This window comes from Plantactinospora sp. GCM10030261, assembly GCF_042666615.1.
Classification (GTDB): Bacteria; Actinomycetota; Actinomycetes; order Mycobacteriales; family Micromonosporaceae; genus KBS50.
Window position 1 is genome coordinate 41153 of sequence record NZ_JBHTDD010000006.1, and the last position, 23300, is coordinate 64452.

A 23300-nucleotide genomic window follows, 5' to 3' on the forward strand; every position below is an offset into this window, starting at 1 on the left:
GGGAGGGCGTGCGGCCGGTAGCCTTCGGCGGGATGGTCGTCCCGCTGGTGGGTGGCCGTGACGGACGGATGGACTGGGATGGTGGGTAGGGCGGACGGGCCGGGCGGGGCGCCTGCGGCTGCCGTGGCTGGTCGGGCGGCTGGGGCGTTGCCGTGGTGGCTGTCGACGGGGTTCGCGGTGGTGGCCGGCGGCGCGTTGCTTGTGGCGTTTCCGCCGTACGGGTGGTGGTGGGTAGCGCCGCTGGGGGTGGCGCTGTTGGCCGCCGCGGTGCATCGGCGGCGGGCGCGTGCCGGTGCGGGTTTGGGCATGGTGACCGGTCTGGTGCTGTTCGTCCCGATGTTGAGCTGGACGGATGTCGACATCGGGGTGCTGCCGTGGGCGCTGCTGTCGACGCTGCAGGCGGGGTACCTGGCGCTGCTGGGGTTGGCGGGGGCGGTGACGAGCCGGGTGGCGGACCGGTGGCGGTGGTCGTGGCCGGTGTTGACGGGTGTGTTGTGGGTGGCGCAGGAGGCGTTGCGGTCGCGTACCCCGTTCGGGGGTTTCCCATGGGGCCGGTTGGCGTTCAGTCAGGGCGACGCGCCGACGGTACGGTTCGCGGCGGTGGGCGGTGCGCCGCTTGTGACGTTCGTGGTGGCGCTGGCCGGTGGGTTGTTGGTGACGGCGGTGTGGTGGCTGTGGCAGCCGGGGGTCGCGGCGGGTCTGGCGGCCGGGGCGGCTCCGGCGGCGCGGCCGGGCCGCCGGGTGGTCTCGGCCGGGTTGGTGGTGGCGGCGGTGGGGGTGTCGGTGGTCGGGTGGGCGGTGCCGGTCGGGGCGGGCTCGGGGCGGCTGGTGACGGTGGCGATCGTGCAGGGCAACGTGCCGCGGATGGGTCTGGATTTCAACGATCAGCGCCGGGCGGTGCTGGACAACCACGTGCGGGAGACGATCTCGTTGGCCGAGCGGGTGGCGGCGGGTCGGGAGCGGCAGCCGGTGTTGGTGGTGTGGCCGGAGAACTCCAGCGACATCGATCCGTTGCGTAATCCGGACGCGGCGGACCGGATCTCGGCCGCGGCGGCGGCGATCCGGGCGCCGATCCTGGTGGGTGCGGTGTTGATCGGGCCGGGTGCGGGTCGGGTGCGCAATGTGGGGTTGTTGTGGCGGCCGGGGACGGGTCCGGATCTGGAGCAGTTGTACGTGAAGCGGCATCCGGTGCCGTTCGCCGAGTATGTGCCGTTGCGGGACATCGCCCGTCGGGTGAGCAAGGAGGTGGACCGGGTGCGGTCCGACTTCGTTGCCGGGGATCGGGTCGGCGTGGTGCGGACGGGTGAGGTGGTGATCGGTGACGTGATCTGCTTTGAGGTGGCCTATGACGGGCTGGTCCGGGACGCGGTCGCCGGTGGGGCGCAGGCGCTGGTGGTGCAGACGAACAACGCGACGTTCAACGAGGCCGAGGCGCGGCAGCAGTTGCAGATGGTGCAGGTGCGGGCGGTGGAGCATGGCCGGGCGTCGTTGATGGCCTCCACGGTCGGGGTGTCCGGGTTCGTTACCCCCGATGGGCGGGTAGATGGTGCCACCGGATTCTTCACCGCCGCGGTGGTGGTCCGGGATATGCGCCTGTACGAGGGTCGTACGGTGGCCACCCGGTTGGGGGTGTGGCCGGAGGCGGTCATGGTGGCGTTTGCTGTGGCCGGGTTGGCGGCGGCGGTCGTGGCGCGTCGTCGGCGGGAGGGTCCGGTGGGCGCTCGGGACGCGGCAGAGGTGGGGGACCGGCGAGTTGGTGAGCGATCTCGGGTGTGACGGCCGCGCTGATGTGGGCCGGGTGTTGATCGTTGTCCCGACGTACAACGAGGCGGGCAATGTCGGCGGGATCGTGCAGCGGGTGCGGACCGCGGTGCCGGCGGCCGAGTTGTTGATCGCCGATGACAACAGTCCGGACGGCACCGGGGCGGTGGCGGATCGGCTGGCGGCGGCTGATGATCATGTGCATGTGTTGCACCGGCCCGGTAAGCAGGGGCTCGGGGCGGCCTATGTGGCGGGGTTCGGCTGGGCTCGTGATCACGGGTACGACGTCGTGGTGGAGATGGACGCGGACGGTTCGCACGCGCCGGAGGAACTGCCCCGGTTGCTGATGGCGGCCGCCGAGGCTGATGTGGTGCTGGGGTCGCGGTGGGTGCCTGGGGCGCGGGTGGTGGACTGGCCGTGGCACCGGCTGGTGTTGTCCCGGGTGGGGAATCTGTACACCCGGGCGGCGTTGGGCATGCGGGTCTCGGACGCGACCGGTGGGTTCCGGGTCTACCGGGTGGCGGCGCTGGAGAAGATCGATTTCGAGTCGGTGTCGTCGCATGGCTATTCGTTCCAGGTGGAGTTGGCCTGGCGGGCGCATCGGGCTGGCTTGCGCATGGTGGAGGTGCCGATCACCTTCGCGGAGCGGGAGAACGGGGACAGCAAGATGAGCCCGACGATCATCGGTGAGGCGTTGTGGCGGGTGACGACGTGGGCGGTGCGGGATCGGCGGCAGGCGGTGCGGCGGGTGGTGAATGGCACGGCGAGCGGGCAGGTGCGGTGGCCGTAGCGGTTGGTGGGCGGCGGGGGCGTGTCATGCTTGGGGTGCCGGCCGTTGTCACCCGTTTCGCTGGTGAGGTGAGATGCCCCTACGCCTGAGGTACGTACCGTTGGCGATGCTGCTCGTCGCGGTCGTCGAGATCGTGGTGTTCGTGCTGCTGGGCCGTGCCGTCGGGTTCGGGCTGGCGCTGCTGCTGGTGTTGGTCGCGTCGGTGGCGGGACTGTTCCTGCTGCGTCGCGAGGGGATGCGGGCGTGGCGCGGGTTCCGGGACGCGGCGCAGGCGGGGCAGCCGCCGGGTCGGCAGGTGACCGAGGGGCTGGTGGGTCTGTTCGCGGGGTTGTTGCTGGCGATGCCGGGGCTGGTCAGTGGCCTGGTTGGGGTGTTGCTGGTGGTGCCGCCGGTGCGGCGGGCGGCGCGGGTGCTGGTGCAGCGGGGGGCCGAGCGGCGGGTGTCGTCGATGATGGCCGGGCAGATGTTCGGGCCGCGTCGGGTGCGGGTGTATCCGGGTGCGCCGTCGTCGGCCCCACCCGGGTCAGGGCCGACGACGGCGGCGGGTCCGACGTCCACGTCGGGGCCGGCTGGTCCGTTGGCGCCGGGTGGTGGCGCCGGTCCGGACGGCCGTCCGTCGGGAGGTGTGGTCGAGGGTGAGATCGTCGATCGTTGACGACGCCAGGGCCCCGTTCCGCGTGTGACGTGCGGAACGGGGCCCTGTTCTGCCTGACGGGGCGGGTGGTTCAGGCGCGGCCGCGGCGGGTCCGGATCTCCTGCAGCCGTTCGGCCAGGATGTCCTCGAGTTCCGCGACGGAGCGGCGCTCCAGGAGCATGTCCCAGTGGGTGCGTGGCGGCTTCGCCTTCTTCTGTTCCGGCTCGCTGCCGTCGACCAGTCGCGCGACGCTGCCGTCGAACTTGCACTCCCAGGTCATCGGGACCTCGGCGTCCACGGCGAACGGCACCTCGAACTGGTGTCCCTTGGCGCACAGGTACTCGCGGGTCTGGCGGGGTGCCAGTTCCGTGTTGCGGTCGGATTCGTAGCTGACCGCACCTAGCCGGCTTCCGCGCAGCATGCGCTCGCCCATGATCGAATTTCCCCTCGGTTGACGCTTGTCTGTTCTTGCTAACGACGTGAGTCGGGCCCGCGATTCCCGCCCTCGGGTGGAGGGACGGGGCGGGAAGCCATATCGAGGGTAGCCGGCTCCGGGGACGGGTGATCGGGCTCACCGGTCCCGCCCGGCGATTTACAGTTGTTTCGTTGTGATTCGCGAGGTTTGTTTTCTTCCGTTGAGGTGACCGTGGGGGCCGCTCGTACCGGTGAGCCCGTTCGGAGGTAGCGCATGACCAGCGGGGTGCCGACTGCCGACGCGGCGTCCGGGGACCGGTCCTTCTTCGGCCATCCCCGGGCCCTGTCGACGCTGTTCTTCACCGAGATGTGGGAGCGGTTCAGCTTCTACGGCATGCGGGCCATCCTGGTGCTGTACCTGACCGCCGCGGTGGCCGACGGTGGGCAGGGGATGGGCAACTCGACCGCGAACGCGCTCTACGGCACGTACAACGCGATGGTCTATCTGATGGCGTTGCCCGGTGGCTGGGTCGCGGACCGGTTGCTGGGGGCCCGGCGCAGCGTGCTGTGGGGCGGTGTGGTGATCGCCTGCGGCCACTACGTGATGGCGGTCCCGACGCGGTGGAGCGTGTTCGCCGGGATGACGCTGATCGTGCTGGGCACCGGGCTGCTCAAGCCGAATGTCTCGTCGATGGTCGGCGACCTGTACGAGCGGGACTCCCCACGCCGTGACGCCGGCTTCTCGATCTTCTACATGGGGATCAACCTGGGTGCCTTCCTGGCTCCCCTGATCACCGGCTTCCTCGGGGAGAAGATCAACTGGCATCTGGGGTTCGGGGCGGCCGCGATCGGCATGACGTTCGGCGTCATCCAGTACGTGGTGGGCCGGCGCAAGCTCGGGCGGGCCGGTGAGCGGCCGACGGATCCGCTGCTGGGTGAACAGCGCCGGCGGGCGCTGGTTCGGATCGGTCTGGTGACCGCCGCGGTGGTGCTGGTTGTCGCGGTGCTGGCCGTCGCCGACCTGTTCACGGTCGATGTCGTGGTCAACCTGCTCACCGCGGCCACGGTGCTGATAACGGTCGGCTACTTCGCCCGGATTCTCACCGACCGGCAGATCAGCGGCACCGAACGCAGCCGGATGAAGGGGTACGCCTGGCTGTTCGTCTTCGCCGCGGCCTTCTGGTTGATCTATGACCAGGCGGGTTCGGTGCTCAACACGTTCGCTGAGGAACGCGTCGACCGGGACGTGGCGGGGTTCACCTTCCCTGCCTCCTGGCTGCAGTCGGTCAACCCGATTCTGATCATCATCGCGGCGCCGCTGTTCGCCGTGCTGTGGCTGAAACTGGGCCACCGGGTGTCGACGCCGGTGAAGTTCTCGGTGGGCCTGGTGCTCAACGGCCTGTCGTTCGTGCTGATGGCCGCCGCCGCGCAGGCTGCCGTCGGTGGTGGCGGCGTCTCACCGCTGTGGCTCGTCGCCGTGTACGCGATCCAGGTCTCCGGGGAGTTGTCGTTGAGCCCGGTCGGGTTGTCGGTGACGACGAAGTTGGCTCCGGTGAAGTACGCCAGCCAGGTGATGGGTCTGTGGTTCCTGGCCACCGCGGTCGGCGACGCGATCGGCGGTCAGGTGGCGCGGCTGGCAGCCGCCTGGTCGGAGGTGACGTACTTCCTCACCTTCGGGCTGGCCTCCGTGGTGCTGGGGCTGGCGGCCGTGATGGTCAGCCGGCACATCCGGTCCCTGATGGCCGGCATCCACTGACCCCATCCCTCGGTCGATCATGAAGTTAGCGCGAAACGGAGATCAAAGGCACGCTAACCTCATGATCAGGTGGTGGGGGTGGCGAGGCGCGCCAGGGTGGTGGCCAGCTCGCCGACCTGGCCGCTGAGTTGGGCCACCCGGTCCCGGGCGGCGTCCCGGTCGGCAAGCGCGGCGGACAGCCGGCTCGTCAGGTCCGCCAGCGCCGTCCGCTCCTGCCGCCGCTCGTCGGCCGCCACCGCGTTCCGTTCCCGCGCGGCCGTCAGGTCCCGGCGGGCGCTCTCCAGGTCCCGCCGCACCGTGTCCAGGTCCGCGCGCACCGCGGCGTCGGCCCGCTCGGCGGCGTCGGCCCGGTCGGTGGCGGCGAGCCGGTCGGTTTCGGCCCGCTCCAGTTCGGCGGCGAGCCGGGCGGTTTCGGCCCGGACTCGGGTGGTCTCCTCGTCGGCGCGTCGCAGGTCGGCACGCGCCTGTTCCAGGTCGGCGCGGAACCGGTCGGCCTGGCCCAGTGCCTCCGCGGCCGACCGGGTCGCGCGGGTCGCGTCGGCACGGGCGGCGTCGCGGTCCCGGGTGGCGTCGGCCACCGACCGCCGGGCGGCCTCGGCCGCCCGTTCGGCGACTTCCACGGCCGTGCGGAGTTGCCCGGCCTCCCGAACGGCCGCGTGCCGGTCCTGCTCGGCCCGGGTACTCAGTGCCTCGGCGGCAGCCAGCGCCCGGCGGGCCTCGTCCCGCTCGACCTCGGCGGCTCCTCGGGCACGCTCGGCGTCGGCGGCGGCGCGGGTGGCGGCGTCGGCCTCGCGGCGGGCGGCGTCCCGGTCGGCGGCGGCGGTGGTGGCCGCGACCTGGGCCTCGCGTACGGCGGCGGTGGCCGTCTCCGCTTCGTGGCGGGCCTCGTCGCGTTCGGTCTGGGCGGCGGCCACCGCGGCGGCCGCTTCGGCGCGGACCTCCGCGACCTGCCGTTCCACACCCGCGGGGGAGAGTTCAGCGTGCAGCGCCTCGGCGAGGGTGCCGCTGAGTTGGTCGAGCCGGTCCACGATCTCCCAGGTGCGGGCGACCTGGCCGGCGAGCCCGGGGGCGTTGCGGTGGCGCATCCGGGTCGCCCGGGACGCCCGCTGGCAGGCGCCGTCGTTGTCCCGGCAGTAGCGGAACGGTCGTCCGGCCGCCGCCCGTTGCGGCACCGGCTGGCCGCAGTGCGCGCACGGGCGGGTCTCCGCCGTGGTCGGCTCGCTGTCCATGGCGGCGAAGTCTAGGCGCTGCGCGGGGGCGGCCCGAAGATCCACCCGGTCACACCAGCCACCCGGCCACCCCGTCGGCCGGTCGTTGCGTCGCGGGTCGCCGCCACCCGGGCGACCTCGGAGCCTCAGGGCTTCGAGGGCTAGGCTGGGAGGATCTCCGGGTGGGAGGAGGCGCGATGGGTGGCACGTACCGCTGGGAGGGGGCGGTCGAGGCCCAGATCCGGCAGGCGCAGGAGCGGGGCGAGTTCGACAATCTGCCGGGTGCCGGCAAGCCGCTGCCCAAGCGGCACAGCCCCGAGGACGACATGTGGTGGATCAAGGACTACGTCCGCCGGGAAGGGTTGCCCGCGGAGGCGTTGCTGCCCGCCTCGTTGCGGTTGCGGCGGCGGATCGAGCGACTACCCGCCGATCTGGATCGGCTCGCCGGCGAGCCGGCCGTGCGGGAGATGATCGACGCGCTGAACACCGAGATCCGGGCCTGGCTGCGGATGCCGTCCGGCCCGCCGGTCGCGCTGCGCCCGCTCGACGTGGATCAGGTGGTGCGGGACTGGGCGGCCCGCCGAGCGGCCCCGGCGGCCCCGGACAGCGCCGGGCCGGGCACCGTGGCGCCGACCGGGCGGCGCCGCCGGTGGAACCCGTTCCGCCGGCGGCCCGGCTGAGTGCCGATTCTGCTCCGCCGGCACCGGGTCGGCTCGCGGTGTCGGCCGGTGCTCCCGCTGAACGTCGGGCAGATGACGGGAGCACCGGCGGGGAGGGACAGTGGCACCTCGGGGTCAGCCTGCGTCAGCCCTGCGCAGGGGTGCGGGTCCGGCGTCGCTCAGCCCCGCGGGCGTCGCTCAGCCCCGCGGGGCGTACATGATGATCGCGACCCCGACCAGGCAGACCAGCGCGCCGACCACGTCGTAGCGGTCGGGACGGAAGCCGTCCACGACCATTCCCCAGGCCAGCGACCCGGCCACGAAGACGCCGCCGTAGGCGGCCAGAATCCGCCCGAAGTTCGGGTCCGGCTGGAACGTGGCGGCGAAGCCGTAGGCGCCCAGGGCGAGGATGCCGCCGGCAATCCACCACAGCCCGCGGTGTTCCCGCCACCCTTGCCAGACCAGCCACGCGCCGCCGATCTCGGCGACCGCGGCGAGCAGGAACAGCACGATCGACCGGACGATCATCATGGCTGGCACGCTACCCGCGACCAGCGCCGTGGCCCGGTCAGCGGACGGTGCGGCCAGGTGGCCGGTCAGCGGGCGGTGCGGTCGATGGCGACCTCGATGCCGTCCAGCAGTGCGTCCAGGCCGGCGACGAACGTCTCCCGGGCTTCCTGCTCCAGGTACGGCACGGTGGGGTCGTCGAGCTGGTAGGCGCCTTCGGACTCCAGCCAGCTCACGTGCGGGAACCGGGTGGCGAAATCCGGGGCGACCTCGGACAGCACGCCGGAGCGCGCGTACCACCACTCGTCGTCGGGCATGCCGGTGGCGTTCGGCGCCTGCCGGGTCTCCGCCACCGTCTGGGCGGTGGCGCGGACGAACTGCACAAGCGTGCCGCTTATCCGGCGTAGCGGGGTGGGCGGCAGGTCGGTGCCACGCAGGATCGAGACCAGGGTGTCGAGCATCGTGAACTCGTGGGGACCGAGCACGGGCCGGGCCTGCGACACCTGGAGCACCCAGGGATGCCGCAGGTAGCAGGACCACAGGTCCTCGGCCCAGGCGCGGACGGTGACCCGCCAGTGGGCGTCGGTGGGGTATCGGGTGGGCAGTTCGGCGTGCACCCGGTCGTACATCAGGTCGACCAGTTCGCCCTTGCCCGGCACGTACGTGTAGAGCGCCATGCCGGTGCGGCCCAGCCGGTCGCCGATGGCGCGCATGGAGACCGCGGCCATTCCCTCGGCGTCGGCCAGCGCCACGGCGGCGTCGACGATCCCGTCGACGCTCAGCGCCGGTTTCGGACCGGGAGCACTGCGCGTGGGCTCGGGTCGGGGCCGCCAGAGCAGCGTCATCGACCGTCGCGGGTCGCCTTGGGCGGCGAACACCACCACTTGCTTCTCCTTACGTCGTAAAGTAATGTGGCCCGGCCATTCGCTTACGGCGTAAAGATATCAGGGGGGCACATGCGGGCAGCGGCGGACAGCCACGACATGATCGAGGTACGCGGGGCGCGGGAGAACAACCTGCGCAACGTCTCGGTCGACATCCCCAAGCGGCGGCTCACGGTCTTCACCGGGGTCTCCGGTTCCGGCAAGTCGTCCCTGGTGTTCGGCACCATCGCGGCCGAGTCGCAACGACTGATCAACGAGACCTACACGGCGTTCGTACAGTCCTTCATGCCCAGCCTCGGCCGGCCCGATGTCGACGCCCTGCAGAACCTGAGCGCCGCCATCGTGGTCGACCAGGAACGAATGGGTGTCAACTCGCGCTCCACCGTGGGCACCGCCACCGACGCGCACGCCATGCTGCGGATCGTCTTCAGCCGGCTCGGCACCCCGTACGTGGGCACGTCGAGCGCGTTCAGCTTCAACAACGCCGAGGGCATGTGCCCGGACTGCGAGGGCCTCGGCCGGATCTCCGACCTGGACGTCGACCAGCTCGTCGACCGGGACCTGTCGCTCAACGACGGCGCCATCACGGTGCCGAACTTCACCGTCGGCTCGTGGTACTGGCAGGCGTACGCGTCCTGCGGGCTCTTCGACCCGGAGGCGAAGCTGGCGGACTACACCGACGAACAGTGGCGCGCCCTGCTGCACCAACCGGCCACCAAGGTCAAGATCGGCACCACCAACACCACGTACGAGGGACTGGTGGTCCGGGTCCGGCGGATGTTCGAGGGCAAGGACCGGGAGTCGTTGCAGCCGCACATCCGTGCCTTCGTCGACCGCGCTGTCACCTTCACCACCTGCCCGGCGTGTGGCGGCGCCCGCCTCAACAAGGCCGCGCTGTCCTCGACGATCAGCGGCCGCAGCATCGCCGACTGTGCCGCCATGCAGATCAGCGACCTGGCCACGTTCGTCCGCGGGATCACCGACGAGTCGGTGGCGCCGCTGCTGAAGACCCTGCTCGGCACCCTCGACTCGCTTGTCGAGATCGGACTGGGGTATCTCAGCCTGGACCGCGAGTCGGCCACCCTGTCCGGTGGCGAGGCGCAGCGGGTCAAGATGGTACGCCATCTGGGGTCGTCGCTGACCGACGTCACGTACGTGTTCGACGAGCCGACCGTGGGCCTTCATCCGCACGACATCGCGCGGATGAACGACCTGCTGCTGCGGCTGCGGGACAAGGGCAACACGGTGCTGGTCGTGGAACACAAACCGGAGACCATCGCCATCGCCGACCACGTCGTCGACCTGGGACCCGGTGCCGGCCCGGCGGGCGGTCAGGTGGTGTTCGAGGGCACCGTGGCCGCGCTGCGCGCCGCCGACACCCGCACCGGCCACCACCTGGACCACCGGGTCCGGCTCCGGGGCAGTGTCCGGAACCCTCGCGGCCACCTGCGGATCAGCGGCGCCACCCTGCACAACCTGCGGGACGTCGACGTGGACATCCCGCTCGGCGTGCTGACCGTCGTCACCGGCGTCGCCGGCTCCGGCAAGAGTTCACTCATCCACGGTTCGTTGCCGCGCCGGGACGGTGTGGTGGTCGTGGACCAGTCGGCGATCCGGGGGTCGCGGCGCAGCAACCCGGCCACCTACACCGGGCTGCTCGACCCGATCCGGACCGCGTTCGCCAAGGCCAACGGGGTGAAACCGGCATTGTTCAGCGCCAACTCCGCGGGCGCCTGCCCCGCGTGCAAGGGCATCGGGCTGGTCTACACCGACCTGGCCATGATGGCTGGGGTGGCGTCGGTGTGTGAGCATTGCCAGGGCCGGCGGTTCACCCCCGAGGTGCTCACCTACACGCTGCACGGCAGGAACATCAGCGAGGTCCTCGCGATGTCGGTGGCCGAGGCCCGCGACTTCTTCCCCGGCGGAGCGGCCCGCACGATCCTGGATCGGCTGGCCGACGTGGGCCTGGGCTACCTCGGCCTCGGCCAGCCGCTGACCACCCTGTCCGGCGGCGAACGGCAACGACTCAAGCTCGCCATCCACATGGCCGAACGGGCCGTCACGTACGTCCTGGACGAGCCGACCACCGGTCTGCACCTGGCCGACGTGGACCAACTGCTCGCCCTGCTGGACCGGCTTGTCGACGCCGGCAACACGGTCGTGGTGATCGAGCACCACCAGGCCGTCATGGCGCACGCCGACTGGATCATCGACATGGGACCGGGTGCCGGACACGACGGAGGCCGGGTGGTATTCACCGGCACCCCCGCCGACCTGGTGGGCTCGGCCGACACGCTGACGGCCCGGCACCTGCGGGACTACCTGGGACGGTGACACCGGCGGCCTCGTCGCACCGTCACCGGTTCCCCGCAGGCGTCACGGGTGCACGTCCCGCCGGCGTCACCGACGGGTCCCCGCCGGCGTCTCCGATGGAATGGCGACGAGGCCGCGAACCCGGGCAGGGGAGCGGCGGGACAGCAGGTATCCGGTCAGCGCCGCGGCGAGACCGGCCAGTCCGGCCACCGCGAAGCCGCCGGCGGGCGCGGAAACGTCGATCGCCAACCCGGCGATCGGGGCGCCGAGCGCGAAACCGGCGTTCTGTGCGGAGGACTGCAGTCCCGTCGCCTCGCCCCGTACGGTTGCCGGCGCCAGTCGGCTGACGGCGTCGGCAACCGTGGACAGGGCTGGTGCCGTGAGCAGCCCGGCGCCGAGGACGGCCACGCACAGCCAGCGCCAGTCGGGGGCGAGCCCGGCGGGAATCGTCACGAGCCCGAGCAGGCCGAGCAGCAGCCAACTGGGCAGCGGTCGGGGGAGCGCGCCGTAGGTCAGTCCGCCGACGACGGAGGCCACGCCGAACACCGCGATGACCACGGCCGCCCAGGACACCTGCCCGCCGTCCCTGAGCGTGGCGATGATGGCGAGGTCGACGCCGCCGAGCAGCGTCGTGATGCCGAACGCCATGATCAGTACGGCGATCATGCGGGTCCCCAGCCACCGCCGACGTGGCGGCCGACCGGCGGTGCCGGCGTCCGCCTCGTGCAGGGCCCGCAGCGGTGGGTTGAGCAGGGCGATGCCGGCTCCACCGGCCGCGATGGCGGCACCCACCCCCCATGCCACCACACCGGGCGACATCGTCGCCGCGCACAGGACCACCACCGCCGGACCGACGAGGTACGACAGCTCACCCTGCACCGATTCCAACGCGAACGCCGCCCGGCGCTGGTGCGTTGTCGTCATGGCGGCGATCGCCTGCCTGGTGACCGGTTGGGCCGGCACCATCAGCAGGCCCGCCGCGAAGGCGGCGCCCAGCAGGACCACGTAGGGCAGCATCGGCACGCTGAGCCAGAACACGATCTGCAGCGCGACGGTGACCAGCAGCACGGTGCGCAGTCCTCGCCTGTCCAGGACCCGGCCGAGCAACGGCGCGCCCAGCGCCAGCCCGGCGGTCAGGGCCGCGGCCACCCCACCCGCCGCCGCGTAGCTCATGCCCAGACCCAGCACGACATACAACGTCAGCGCCATCACGTCGGCCGTGATCGCGGTGCGGGCGAGCAGCGAGACGCCCAGCAGCGGTGCCATCCCTGGCACGGCGAGCACCTGTCGGTAGCTGGTCACCCGGCGAACGTTAGGGGACCCCGGGGGTCATAGGAAGTGGGCAACTTCTTGGGTTTGGCATAATGGATGCTTATGGCCAGAGATCTTGAGACCGTGTTACTGCGATCGTTCGTCACCGCCGTGCGGGCGGGCAGCATCAGCCGCGCCGCGACCGCGCTCGGACACACCCAGCCCGCACTCAGCCAGCAGCTGCGCAAGCTCGAGAGCACCGTCGGTCGTCCGTTGCTCTACCGGTCGCCGTCCGGCGTCTCGCCGACCCGGGCGGGTGAGGAACTCCTGCCGTACGCCGAACGCATCCTGTCGCTGTCCACCCAGGCGCTCACCGAGGCCGGGCGCGTGCTCACCGGCCGCTGCGGAGTCGGGTTGCTCGAAGACCTCGCCGCCTCCCAACTCGCCCAGGCCCTCGCCGACCTCGCCGGGCTGCATCCCGGCGCGACGCTGGAGGTGCTCACCTTCTCCACCGTCGCGATGCGGGAGGCGTACGACACGGGCCGCGTCCAACTCGTGCTCGACGAGGTTCCGCACCTTCCCGGCCCCCCGCGGTGGTCGGTACGCCGCCCGCTGGTCTGGGCGATCGGTCAGGGAGTGGACGTGGCCGCCGATCCACTGCCGGTGGTGCTGTTCTCCGATCCGTGCTTCTGGCGTACCTCGGTGCTGGAGGCGCTGGAGCGTGCCGGACGGCCCTGGCGGGTGGCGTTCGAAAGCAACAGCCTGGTGGGTGTGCTCGCCGCGGTACGGGCCGGGCTGGGCGTCGCGGCGCTCATGCCGGCGAACCTCGAACCGGTCATGGCCCGCCACGACGCGGACGCCCTGCCCACCCTCCCGGACGTCGAACTGGGCCTCGCCCGGCACCCCCGCACCGACGGTGATCCGCTTATCGACGCCGTGGAGACCGCGCTGCGACGAATGATCTGAGTTCGGCAGGGGGGCCTCGACCGCCGGCCCGCGCCCGCCGTGCCACTATGGAAGTCGATCTTCATGGGGAGGCGACACGATGGCCAGTAATCACCGCTACGAGGTGACCGTCACCTGGACCGGCAACCGGGGTGGCGGGACGAGCGACTACCGCTCATACGACCGTGACCACGAGGTAACCGCCGGTGACAAACCCGCGCTGCCCGGCTCGTCGGACCCGGCGTTCCGGGGCGACGCGGCCCGGTGGAATCCCGAGGAACTGCTCGTCGCGTCGCTGTCCCAGTGCCACATGCTGTGGTACCTGCACCTGTGCGCCGCCGACGGGATCGTGGTGACCGACTACCGGGACGTCGCGTCGGGCACGATGGCGCAGACGCCGGACGGTGGCGGCCGGTTCACCGAGGTGACGCTGCGGCCCGAGGTGAGCGTCGCCGAGCCCGGCATGGCCGAGCGGGCGGCGGCCCTGCACACCCGGGCCAACGAGTTGTGCTTCATCGCCAGGTCGGTGAACTTCCCGGTCCACCACGAACCGACCATCCGCTGAGCGGGGCGCCGACCGCCGTCCCGACCGCGGGTGAGCCGGCGCTGACCGTCGGCGTGGCCGACCTCGTTCGACGAACAACGCGGAAAAGCGGTCATGGGATGTCAGGTAACGGTGCCACGATCACCACCATGACGCGTACGCAGTACTTCACCGCGACCAGTGTGGACGGCTACATCGCCGACGACCGCAACTCGCTGGACTGGCTGTTCGAGGCCGACACCGGAGGTGAGGACCGGTTCGCCCCGTTTGTCGCCGACGTCGGGGCGTTCGCCATGGGCGCCACCACCTACGAGTGGGTGCTCCACCACGAGAAGCTGCTCGACCAGCCGGAGAAGTGGCGGGATTGGTACGGCGACCGCCCGGCCTGGGTGTTCAGCCACCGGGACCTGCCCGTCGTCCCCGGTGCGGACGTCACCGTCGTCAGCGGCGACGTCCGCCCGGTGCATGAGGCGATGACCGCCGCCGCCGGCGACCGCAACATCTGGCTCGTCGGCGGCGGTGAACTGGTGGGGACCTTCGCCGACCACGGGCTGCTCGACGAGATCATCCTCGGGGTGGCGCCGGTGACCCTCGGGGCCGGCGCGCCGTTGCTGCCGCGCCGGCTGCCCGCGTCCCGGTTGACCCTCACCGCCGCCGAGCAGGCCGGCCCGTTCGCCTACCTCACCTACCGGGTCGGTCCACCCGACGGGCGGGAGTCGACCGGGTGAGGCCGCCGAACCGGGCCGGGAAGACCACGCGCTGACACCGGCCGTCCCGGTCGAAAGGCTGAGGTGCGGGCCGCCGGGCGTTCTGTCACCCTTGATGTCGATGCGGAACCACGTACTGCTCGGCGGCCGTTACCGCGTTGAGGGCGCCCTCGGCAGCGGCGGCATGTCCGTGGTCTACCGAGCCCACGACGTGGTGCTCGATCGTGGTGTCGCCGTCAAGGTGGTCTCCGGCCCGGGTGCCACGGACCCTGTCGCACGCCGGCGAATTCTGGACGAGGCCAAGGCCGCGGCGAAGCTGTCCCACCCGCATGTGACGAACGTCTACGACTACGGCGAGTCGACCGACCCGGGCGGCGACTGCCTGCCCTACGTCGTGATGGAGATGCTGACCGGAACCACCCTGGCGCAGCGGCTGGCCGCCGGACCGATGCCGCACCGGACCGCCCTGCGGGTCTGCGCCCAGGTCGCCGACGCGATCACCGCCGCGCACGCGCGGAACCTGGTGCACCGCGACATCAAGCCGTCCAACGTGATGCTGACACCGTCCGGGGCGAAGGTCCTGGACTTCGGCATCGCGGCCATCGCCGGCCAACCGGAGACCGACCCCGACGGACACCTGATGGGCACCCCGGCCTACCTCGCCCCGGAGCGACTCACCGCCGCACAGGTGGTGCCCGCATCGGACGTGTACGCGCTCGGGTTGTTGGTGTACCGGTCGCTGACCAACCGGCTGCCGTGGCGCACCGAGACGACCACCCAGATGCTCAGGGCGCACACCTATGTCGAGCCGTCGCCGCTGCCACCGATGGACAACGTACCTGCCGAGGTCGACGACCTGGTCCGCCGGTGCCTGGCCAAACAACCAGTGGACCGCCCACCCGCCGCCGAGGTGGCCCGGGTTCTCGCGGTGGCCGCCGGCATGGCCACGTCGCCGGAGAACGACCCGGACGAAGGGCCGGCCGCGGGGTCACCACCCCGACCCGGCGGCCGGCCGACGACGCTTCCCGAGACCCGCCGCCCCGTGGCCACGTCCCAGCGCCGCCGCCTCCTGCGCGTGGCGGCCGTCGCCGGGACGACGTTCGCCGTCGCGGCGCTGGGCGCGGTCCTCGCCGACCGGGATCGGGAGCCATCCGCCATCCCGCAGCCGTCCACCGCGCCGGGCGGGTCCGCGTCGGCGTCCGGTCCAGCCGCCGGATCGTCCGCGCCAGCCGGCCCGTCCGCCGCGGACCCGACGCCTCGGCCCACCGCACCGGCGGCAACCACCACCCCGAGGCCGACAACCGCGGCCGGCGCGACGGCGACGGCACGCTCGACGGCACCGGCCCGCTCGACGGCGGCGGCACCAGGAACGCCCATCACGGCCTTCGGTGGCGTCGTCACCGTGCTCTGTCGGGGTGACGACGCCCAGGTTACCGATCTCGTCGTGAAACCCGGCTACCAGATCAAGGACCACGACCCCGGCCCGGACGGCGAGATCCAGGTGGTGCTGCTGTCCACCAGCAACGAGAGCGAGATCAAGGCGACCTGCTCGGACGGCACACCGGTGCCACGGATCAAGGAAAGCCCCCAGTAGCCGAGCCGGACACCGGCAGTCCGTACCGGCCGGTCCCGCTCGCCGTCGGCGACGTCAACCCGGGACTGGCTGCGGCACTCGGCTGGCCGGCGTGGCCGGCGCTGGTCGCGCTGCTGAAGGCCCGGCGGACTCATGACGTTACCTGTCGAAACCGGTTGAGCCTTCCCCGGGCGTTGCCGTAGGTTGCCCGCAGCCCGTCGAAGCGAGGACAGAGGACATCGCATGACCCCGCCTGCCCTTTAGACCTGACACTTTCCGCTCACCGGTAGCCGACGTCACCGTCGGTTCCGCCGGGCTGCCCTGGCGCGCCCGGTCATCAAGCGTTCGAGGTCGCGCGTGTTCGACCTCGGGTCAGGTCTCAGAGATCAGGTCTGGAATTCATGTCTTCACAACCTCATATCGTGCTGCCCTGGGTCGTCCGTCGAACCAGGTTGCCGCTGCTGTCGCTGCGGTGCGTGGATTGCCGGTCGACGTCGGCCACCACCGGCGCCGGCAGGTTCCGCGTCAACGCCAACGGCAAGCTGCTGGACGTGTGGCTGCTGGTCCGCTGCGTGTCCTGCGACCGGACAATCAAGATCACCGTGTACGAGCGAACGCCGGTCAGATCCTTCGATCCGGCCGAACTCCGGGGCTACCGGGTCAACGATCCGGAGCTGGTGGCGGCCACGTTGTTGGACCCGCTGCTCGCCCGCCGCAACCGCTTCGCTCTGGACTGGGCGGGTGCCTGGCGACTCGACATTCCGTCGGCGTGGGTCGACGAGGGGTGGCCCGTCCAGGTGGATGTCGTCTTCGAGGATCCGGTGCCGATTCGCCCGGACTGGCTCATCGCGCATGGGCTGGGCATCAGTAGGAGCGAGGTGTTGCGTCGGGTCAAATGCGACATCGCACTACGCCGTCCGACGATCTCCGGATTCACCTTCACCGTGATGGCCGGGGACTAGCTGGCCGGTGTGCCGAGCCTGCCGGTGTGGCGCGCCTGCCGGTGTGCCGCGCCTGGCCACACCGGCAGGCGCGGCACAGTCTTCTGCGGCACCGGACTTGACCTGGCCGCCGAACTCCCAGTCCTCGGACGCGTTCTCACACCGCGCGGACTTCGGCGAGCCGCTTGACGGCGTACTCGTCGTCCCAGCAGACGGCGGCCTCCCACGCGGCCGACGCTTGCGCGGCGACATCGTACGCGTCGCTGCCCAGGCCGGCGGCGTTGTTGGGCAGCACGAGATCAAGGTCGGGGACGTCGACATGTGACTCGTCCCAGTCGATCAGCGCGACCTGACCGGCGGTCATGCGAACGTTGCGAGGGTTGGGGTCGCCGTGGACGACGCATGTCTGACGTCCGGCGAGCCGCGCCCACGCTGCCCGGCACCGAGCCACACCCTCCGGTGGCATCGCGGCGAGGTTGATCCTCGTCCCGACCTCGGCATGCAGGAGGTCGGTCGATGATCGCCAACCCGGGCGCTGCGGCCAGCCCTGCGTCAACCGGTGCAGGTCGCGAAGCGTGCCGGCCACGCGGCGCCAGTCGGCCCGCGTCTCGGGTGGTCCGCCGGGCAGGTAGGTCATCACGACAAGTCCGTCGGCGAACAGCCGGCCGTCCCTGGTCGGGATCGGCACCGGCACGCTCAGACCCGCACGATCGAGGTATTGCAGGAGCGCGGTCTCCCAGGTCAGGTCAGCGGCGCTCCTGGATCCGAGACGAGCGACCGCGAGGTGCCCATCGACCCGCACGCTCCACACATCGTTGGCGACTCCGCCAGTCAGCGGCTCGACGCGGGCGACGTCTTCATCCCACTGCCGGAGCGCATCCCATCCCACGGCCGCATCGTACGGGTCGCGGACTGCCTGGGGGTTCCTGCGCGAGCCTGGCGCTGAGTCGCGTGCCCCCTTCCTCAGGCGAACGTCGGGTCGGGCGAGGTGGACGCCGCCACCGTCCGCCGGCTCTGAGCCGGCCGAACCTGTTCATGTCGGCACTGTGCGGGTCGCGACCGTGTCGACGGCGTGTTCCGGGGGCCGGTCGATGGACGCCGATGCCGGCCCCGGATGCGCTCTACCGGCTTCTTCGAGGCAGGAACATGGCGAGTGGGAGGAAGAGGACCGCGAACCCGACCGTCCACCAGAAGGTGTTCGCGAACGCGTGAGTGAGGATCTCGGGGGATGCGCCGCCGCTGGCCTGGTCATTGATCTGCTGTTGAAGGATCACAGCGACCAGCGCGGTGCCGAAGGACGCGCCGACACGCTGGATCACGTTGGTGGCGCTGGTCGCACGAGGGATCGCGGAGTGCGGTAGCTGGTGATACGCCGCTGCCATGGTCGGGATTCCCACCGCACCCAGGCCGATGCCGCGCAGCGCAAGAGACGCGATCAGGAGGACGTCGTCTGGGCCGGACGGTAGCTGGGTGTAGGCGAGTGTGCCGGCTGTGGTGGTCAGCGCGCCGAGGGCTACCAGCGGTCTGGCGCCGATACGGTCGGCCAGTGGGCCGACGACGGCCAGAGCGAGGGCCGTGCCGATGCCTTGGGGGGCGAGTGTGAGGCCCGTGGTGAGCGCGTCGAATCCGCGGGCCTGTTGGTAGTAGAGGGGCAGCAGGAACATTGGACCGTAGAGCGCCGCGCCGGATAGGAACATCAGCGCGGCTGACGCGCTGAACGAGCGGTGCCGGAACAGTCGTAGGTCGATGATGGGAGTCTTGGATGTGTGCAGGGCGTGCGTGGCGAACACCGTGAGGAGGGCGAGACCGATCGCGATGGGCGCGAGCACATTGACGGCGGCGAAGCTGGATTCCGCGCCCGCCCTGGACAGACCGTAGACGATCGCCACGACGGCCGGTGAGAGCACGGCGAGGCCCAGCACATCAAGCGGGGGGCGGCCCTGGGGCGGATCGGCGGGCAGTTTCCACCAGGCCAACACGAAGGCGATTACGCAGACGGGCACGTTGATCAGGAAGATCCACCGCCACGGCAGGGCGTTGAGCATGAGGCCGCCGAGCACTGGTCCGACGATGGGAACGAGGTTTCCGGGGATGGCGACCAGCGCCATGACCCGGCCGAAGCGGCGTGAGCCGGCCGCCTGCGCGAGGATGACCTGGGTCAACGGCAGGATCATTCCGGCGCCGAGTCCCTGCACTACCCGGAAGACGATCAGGCTTTCCGCCGACCAGGCGGCTGCGCACAGCATTGAGCCGGCGACAAACAGCGCCAGTGTGCACAGCCAGGTCGCCTTGGCGCCGAACCGATCGACGCACCACCCGGTCAGCGGGATAATCAGCGCCATCGCGAGCAGGTATGCCGTGGACACCCACTGCACGGTGGAGACAGGGGCGGTGAACGCCTGGCCGAGCTGATCCAGCGCGACGCTGATGATTGTGGTGTCCAGCAGCGCGGCCGTCGCACCGAAGAGCACGATCCCGGCGAGCCGGAGCAGCGCCGGATCCAGCCGCTCCGTCGTCGCCGGCGCGCCTGCCAGGTGCTCCTGTCTCGTGTCCCGCTCGGTCACGCCTGTCCTGCCCGCGTCCTGACTCATGTGACCCCACCCTTCTTGTTGGCATGCCAACATTAGGGCGGAATTGATGGCATGCCAACAAAGGTGCTAGCGTGAGATCATGACCACTGAGGCTGGCGCGGGTGGCGCTCGGGCGCCGCACGTCGGGATAAGCGTCGCCGAGGCGCCGTTGAGCTCGCTGTTACTGCAGACCGTCCGCGCGCACGCCGCGACCGCGACCGCGATGTTGCAGCGCATCGAACTGGTCGCCCCGCAGGAACTGGTGCTGCTGTTCCTGCAGGAGAACGGGCGATCTCCGCAGTCGGAGATCGTCCATTTCCTCGGGCGTGACCGGTCCACCGTCACCAACACCCTCCAGGCGATGGAGCGCGCCGACCTCATCACGCGCACCCCTTCCAGCACCGACAAGAGAACGATGATCGTCGCTCTGTCGGGCAAAGGTCGGCGGCTGTGTCCCAAGGTCCGCGCGATCTGGTCTGAGCTTGAACGGCTCACGTTCGGTGGGCTGACCGATCAGCAGCGCGCGGACCTCGCCCAGACGCTCACCGAGGTCCGCCGCGGCCTGCCGGCCCCTGCGGCCCATACCCGACGAGACCCGGTCGACCTTGAGGCACGAGCCACTCAGGAAAGGACAGCACGATGAGCGCCGAGCACCTTGAGATTGACGGGCCGCTGCGGATCGCCGTCATCATCGCGAGCACCCGAAAGGGGCGCTTCGGCGAGACGGTGGGCCGCTGGTTCGTCGCCCGCGCCGAGCAACACGACGACCTGAAACTCGACGTCATCGACCTCTACGACATCCCGCTACCGGACAACCTGGAGCAGACAGCGCAGGTGACGGCGCTCACCGCCCGCGTCGGCGCCGCCGATGCGTTCGTCCTCGTCACCCCCGAGTACAACCACGGCTACCCCGCCGCGCTGAAACGCGCGATCGACGCCGTCCGCTCCGAATGGCAGGCCAAACCGGTGGGTTTCGTCTCCTACGGCGGACTGGCCGGCGGCCTGCGCGCGGTCGAACAGCTACGACAGGTCTTCGCCGAGGTACACGCCGTCGGTATCCGCGAGACCGTCAGCTTCCACTTGGCACACAACCAGTTCAACCCCCACGGGGAACTCATCAACCCGCACACCGCCAACACCGCCGCCGCCAAGCTGCTGCGTCACCTCACCTGGTGGGCCCAAGCGCTACGCGCCGCCCGCGCCGCCCAGCCGTACCCCGCCTGATCACCGATTCCACAGGAACAGCCCTCATGGTTACAGCGATCGCGTTCACCGCCTACGGCGGCCCCGACGTGCTACACCCCGTCGAGATCGATCTACCACAGCCCGCCGCAGGCCAGATTCGCGTCCGGGTGAAGGCCGCAGGCGTCAACCCGGTCGACGTCAAACTGCGGCGCGGCGACTTCGCCACAACGATGCCAGCCACATTTCCGCAACGCCTCGGCAACGAGTACGCCGGCATCGTTGACCAGGTCGGTGACGGCGTCGCCGGTTTCGTGACAGGAGACGAGGTGCTCGGGTCGGCCAGCACCCAGAGCTACTGCGAGTACGTCGTCGTCGATGCCGTCGACGCGGTGCGCAAGCCAGCGGCGATGCCCTGGACGGTCGCCGCCGGCCTACCCGCGGCCGGCCAGGCCGCCCACACCGCACTGCGCCAGATCGGCGTCAACCCCGGCGACACCGTCCTCATCCACGCTGCCGCCGGCGGCGTAGGCACCATCGCCGTACAACTCGTCCGCCAATGGGGTGCCACCGCCATCGGCACCGCCAGCGAACACAACCACGACTACCTCCGCTCGCTCGGCACGGCCCCGGTCACCTACGGAGACGGCCTCGTCGACCGGATCCGCGCACTCGCACCCGAGGGCGTCGACGCCGCGCTCGACGCCATCGGCGGCGTCGCGATCACCGCTTCCCTCGCGCTCGTGCGGGATCCGCACCGCATCGGCACCCTGGTCGACACCGAAGCCGCGAAGACGTTCGGGATACTTCGCGTCGGTGCCCGCTCGACCGCCGCGCTGACCGAACTCGTCGCGATGTACGAAGAGGGCAGACTGCAGCTACCTATTCACGCGACGTTCCCACTCACACAAGCCAGCCGCGCGCACCACGAGGTACAGACCGGACACGTCCGTGGCAAGGTCGTCCTGATGGTGGGCTGACTCGGACGGTTCCCAGATCGGCTGAGATCTGTCCCTTCATGATGACGTCACCCCCTGAGACTGGACACCTCCTGACTTGGCATCCTGCCGAGGAGGAAACGTTGTGGCTCTGAACATGGCGTTGGTGCCACTGCGGTCGATGGCGCAGACCACTGTCTCCACCTGGGCGCGATGGACCGGAGATGTGCGCAGGATGCCAGTAGTGCTCCTCCGGTGGTTACGACGTCCTTGATCAGAACGACAGGCCGACCGTCGACCAGACCGCCCTCGGTGGCCTTACTCCTTAGCGTGCTTCCGCACGAAGACGGTGGGCAGCCCCGAAACGCCTGCACTGCTTCGTTACCTCCACCGGCACACACCGGTCGGGTACGCCATATCCGCGCCAGTTGGGCCGCCCGTAGTTTTCAGACCAAAAACAACGGTAAGCAGTTGATCTAGACCCTGACCTGGGGCGCAGCTCCTCATGGTGAGGTTCCCCGGCGGCCGATTCGGCCGTTTTCCGTGATCTCAGTAAGTGGGACGGAAGTCAGCGCCGGTGCCGGCGGTGGTGCTCGTCGTTCTCGGCGGTGATGCGGGCGGAGGTCTTCTCGCCGAGCCGCACGTAGATGCCGAGGGTGGCCAGGTGCCGGTGCATGGTTCGGCGGGGTGAATGGTGTTGGGCCGGCGACCGCGGGCGCTCCGGCGATCGACACGAAGCCGATCATCATGGCGACGATCAATCCGGCCGCAGAGAATCGTCTTCCGGCAGAAGTGAGCGATGCCGTCCCCCGTCAACCACTACGGACGCTTGATTGGCGGGGTTCTATTGCATCGCGGCAAACGCGTCGTACCGCTTGCGGAGCCGGCCCGGGTCCTGCAGAGAACGCTTCAAGGTCACGACGGGAATGATCTTTCCGCGGTGCGGGCCGACCTGGCGGAGAAACTCCGAGTCGCGGTCGCTGTCCCATTGACCGCCCAGGGCGCGCCGGAAGACCTCACCCACGTACCAGGCCGCACCGCCGCGGAAATCCGCCCTGCCCGGGCTCAGCAGGTCCTCAGGCGACGGTGTGACCCGGCGGGCCAGGGACTCCAGGGCGTCCAGCGACTCCGGTGAGAAGTCCCACGCCTCGCCGGGCGCGTAGGTGGCGATCCAGTCCGGGAACTCCGCCTCCCACCGGGCCAGCCAGCGGGACAGGACCGAGCCCGTCTGCTCCGCGGCCCGTTGCCACTTCTCGAACAACTCGGCGAAGTGCTGGCCGTCCCGGCTGCCCACGGCGGCGGCGATTGTCCGCATCGGAAAAACCGCCGGGAGTCCCAGCGCCGGGTCGGGGCTGACGATCGCCGGGCGGGGGAACGGGGCCGCGGGCTCGGGGTCCGGAATCCAGGAGCCGCCGCCGGCCCGCAGCAGCGACTCCCCGAGGTACGCCGCGGCGCCGAGCACCAACTCGTGGCTGCCGGACGCCAGAACGTCGAGCGGATCAGCGAACCGCTCGAGTAGAACCGATTCGAGGCGGGCCAGCGAGGCGGCCGAATAGTCGAACCGCAGGTCACCGGGAAGGTCCTCGTCGGAGAGCAGCTCGATCCGCACATGCACCTTGCCGAGCCATTCCTGGAACGGATCGTCCGCCATCAAGAGCTCCCCTCGCCACCCGGCCGGACCAAGTGATCTGAAGATAGGCGATCCCCGGCATCGGCAGGTCCA

General features: G+C 70.7%; 22 protein-coding genes. 14 read left to right on the forward strand and 8 right to left on the reverse strand.

The window, feature by feature from the left end; translation table 11 throughout:
• Positions 1-78 precede the first annotated feature (78 nt).
• The 3 genes from lnt to ACFQUZ_RS09340 all read left to right on the forward strand — a co-directional run bounded on the left by lnt (position 79) and on the right by ACFQUZ_RS09340 (position 3206).
• On the forward strand, positions 79-1776 hold the full coding sequence (gene lnt, locus ACFQUZ_RS09330) for an apolipoprotein N-acyltransferase (protein ID WP_377440208.1): 1698 nt from the start codon (positions 79-81) through the stop codon (positions 1774-1776).
• Positions 1757-2551, forward strand: coding sequence for a polyprenol monophosphomannose synthase (locus tag ACFQUZ_RS09335; RefSeq protein ID WP_377440211.1), 795 nt, complete (start codon positions 1757-1759; stop codon positions 2549-2551). Before lnt ends, ACFQUZ_RS09335 begins: the two co-directional genes overlap by 20 nt.
• Before the next feature lie 73 nt (positions 2552-2624).
• Positions 2625-3206: an FxsA family protein gene (locus tag ACFQUZ_RS09340; RefSeq protein ID WP_377440214.1), complete on the forward strand. Its 582-nt coding sequence runs from the start codon at positions 2625-2627 to the stop codon at positions 3204-3206.
• 70 nt (positions 3207-3276) lie between these two features.
• On the opposite strand, the gene ACFQUZ_RS09345 is transcribed toward ACFQUZ_RS09340, so the two are convergent.
• Entirely contained in the window at positions 3277-3618 is a 342-nt protein-coding gene (locus ACFQUZ_RS09345; RefSeq protein ID WP_377440218.1) for an RNA polymerase-binding protein RbpA, read from the reverse strand.
• A gap of 255 nt (positions 3619-3873) precedes the next feature.
• On the opposite strand from ACFQUZ_RS09345, the gene ACFQUZ_RS09350 reads away from it, so the two are divergent.
• On the forward strand, positions 3874-5355 hold the full coding sequence (locus tag ACFQUZ_RS09350) for a peptide MFS transporter (protein WP_377440221.1): 1482 nt from the start codon (positions 3874-3876) through the stop codon (positions 5353-5355).
• A gap of 65 nt (positions 5356-5420) precedes the next feature.
• Here the strand turns inward: ACFQUZ_RS09350 and ACFQUZ_RS09355 are convergent, their stop codons facing one another.
• Positions 5421-6584, reverse strand: a complete 1164-nt coding sequence (locus ACFQUZ_RS09355; protein WP_377440224.1) for a hypothetical protein — start codon at positions 6582-6584, stop codon at positions 5421-5423.
• Between the two features lie 176 nt (positions 6585-6760).
• Between ACFQUZ_RS09355 and ACFQUZ_RS09360 the strand changes: the two genes are divergently transcribed.
• A complete protein-coding gene (locus tag ACFQUZ_RS09360; RefSeq protein ID WP_377440227.1) occupies positions 6761-7243 on the forward strand; it encodes a DUF1992 domain-containing protein in 483 nt (160 codons plus the stop codon).
• Positions 7244-7420: 177 nt separating this feature from the next.
• On the opposite strand, the gene ACFQUZ_RS09365 is transcribed toward ACFQUZ_RS09360, so the two are convergent.
• Together ACFQUZ_RS09365 and ACFQUZ_RS09370 are read right to left on the reverse strand one after the other, a co-directional pair.
• Positions 7421-7753, reverse strand: a complete 333-nt coding sequence (locus tag ACFQUZ_RS09365) for a YnfA family protein (RefSeq protein WP_377440229.1) — start codon at positions 7751-7753, stop codon at positions 7421-7423.
• A gap of 65 nt (positions 7754-7818) precedes the next feature.
• A complete protein-coding gene (locus ACFQUZ_RS09370; RefSeq protein ID WP_377440232.1) occupies positions 7819-8613 on the reverse strand; it encodes a TetR/AcrR family transcriptional regulator in 795 nt (264 codons plus the stop codon).
• Positions 8614-8685: 72 nt separating this feature from the next.
• Here ACFQUZ_RS09370 and ACFQUZ_RS09375 point away from each other — a divergent pair, with 72 nt between their 5' ends.
• On the forward strand, positions 8686-10947 hold the full coding sequence (locus ACFQUZ_RS09375; RefSeq protein WP_377440235.1) for an ATP-binding cassette domain-containing protein: 2262 nt from the start codon (positions 8686-8688) through the stop codon (positions 10945-10947).
• Positions 10948-11013: 66 nt separating this feature from the next.
• On the opposite strand, the gene ACFQUZ_RS09380 is transcribed toward ACFQUZ_RS09375, so the two are convergent.
• Complete coding sequence (locus ACFQUZ_RS09380; protein WP_377440238.1) at positions 11014-12228, reverse strand: MFS transporter; 1215 nt, start codon at positions 12226-12228, stop codon at positions 11014-11016.
• A gap of 72 nt (positions 12229-12300) precedes the next feature.
• On the opposite strand from ACFQUZ_RS09380, the gene ACFQUZ_RS09385 reads away from it, so the two are divergent.
• The 5 genes from ACFQUZ_RS09385 to ACFQUZ_RS09405 all read left to right on the forward strand — a co-directional run bounded on the left by ACFQUZ_RS09385 (position 12301) and on the right by ACFQUZ_RS09405 (position 16908).
• Entirely contained in the window at positions 12301-13143 is an 843-nt protein-coding gene (locus ACFQUZ_RS09385) for a LysR family transcriptional regulator (RefSeq protein ID WP_377440241.1), read from the forward strand.
• A gap of 79 nt (positions 13144-13222) precedes the next feature.
• On the forward strand, positions 13223-13687 hold the full coding sequence (locus ACFQUZ_RS09390) for an OsmC family protein (RefSeq protein WP_377440244.1): 465 nt from the start codon (positions 13223-13225) through the stop codon (positions 13685-13687).
• Positions 13688-13815: 128 nt separating this feature from the next.
• Positions 13816-14394 carry a dihydrofolate reductase family protein gene (locus tag ACFQUZ_RS09395; RefSeq protein WP_377440247.1) on the forward strand — a complete coding sequence of 193 codons (579 nt, stop codon included), beginning with the start codon at positions 13816-13818 and terminating at the stop codon, positions 14392-14394.
• A 100-nt stretch (positions 14395-14494) separates the two neighbouring features.
• The gene (locus ACFQUZ_RS09400) at positions 14495-15967 is read left to right on the forward strand and encodes a serine/threonine-protein kinase (protein ID WP_377440250.1); all 1473 of its coding nucleotides are present in this window, start codon (positions 14495-14497) and stop codon (positions 15965-15967) included.
• Positions 15968-16368: 401 nt separating this feature from the next.
• Complete coding sequence (locus tag ACFQUZ_RS09405; RefSeq protein ID WP_377440253.1) at positions 16369-16908, forward strand: DUF1062 domain-containing protein; 540 nt, start codon at positions 16369-16371, stop codon at positions 16906-16908.
• A gap of 136 nt (positions 16909-17044) precedes the next feature.
• Here the strand turns inward: ACFQUZ_RS09405 and ACFQUZ_RS09410 are convergent, their stop codons facing one another.
• A complete protein-coding gene (locus ACFQUZ_RS09410) occupies positions 17045-17776 on the reverse strand; it encodes a phosphotransferase (RefSeq protein ID WP_377440256.1) in 732 nt (243 codons plus the stop codon).
• A 232-nt stretch (positions 17777-18008) separates the two neighbouring features.
• Positions 18009-19358 (reverse strand): DHA2 family efflux MFS transporter permease subunit, encoded by a 1350-nt coding sequence (locus ACFQUZ_RS09415; RefSeq protein WP_377440259.1) that lies wholly within the window; start codon positions 19356-19358, stop codon positions 18009-18011.
• A gap of 199 nt (positions 19359-19557) precedes the next feature.
• On the opposite strand from ACFQUZ_RS09415, the gene ACFQUZ_RS09420 reads away from it, so the two are divergent.
• Genes ACFQUZ_RS09420 through ACFQUZ_RS09430 form a run of 3 tightly spaced genes read left to right on the forward strand, consistent with a single transcriptional unit; the run spans position 19558 to position 21619 of the window.
• Positions 19558-20100: a MarR family winged helix-turn-helix transcriptional regulator gene (locus tag ACFQUZ_RS09420; protein ID WP_377440261.1), complete on the forward strand. Its 543-nt coding sequence runs from the start codon at positions 19558-19560 to the stop codon at positions 20098-20100.
• Entirely contained in the window at positions 20097-20681 is a 585-nt protein-coding gene (locus tag ACFQUZ_RS09425; protein WP_377440264.1) for an NADPH-dependent FMN reductase, read from the forward strand. Before ACFQUZ_RS09420 ends, ACFQUZ_RS09425 begins: the two co-directional genes overlap by 4 nt.
• A 26-nt stretch (positions 20682-20707) precedes the next feature.
• Entirely contained in the window at positions 20708-21619 is a 912-nt protein-coding gene (locus tag ACFQUZ_RS09430) for an NADP-dependent oxidoreductase (RefSeq protein ID WP_377440267.1), read from the forward strand.
• A gap of 802 nt (positions 21620-22421) precedes the next feature.
• Here the strand turns inward: ACFQUZ_RS09430 and ACFQUZ_RS09435 are convergent.
• Positions 22422-23228, reverse strand: a complete 807-nt coding sequence (locus tag ACFQUZ_RS09435) for a hypothetical protein (RefSeq protein ID WP_377440269.1) — start codon at positions 23226-23228, stop codon at positions 22422-22424.
• Between the last annotated feature and the right edge of the window lie 72 nt (positions 23229-23300).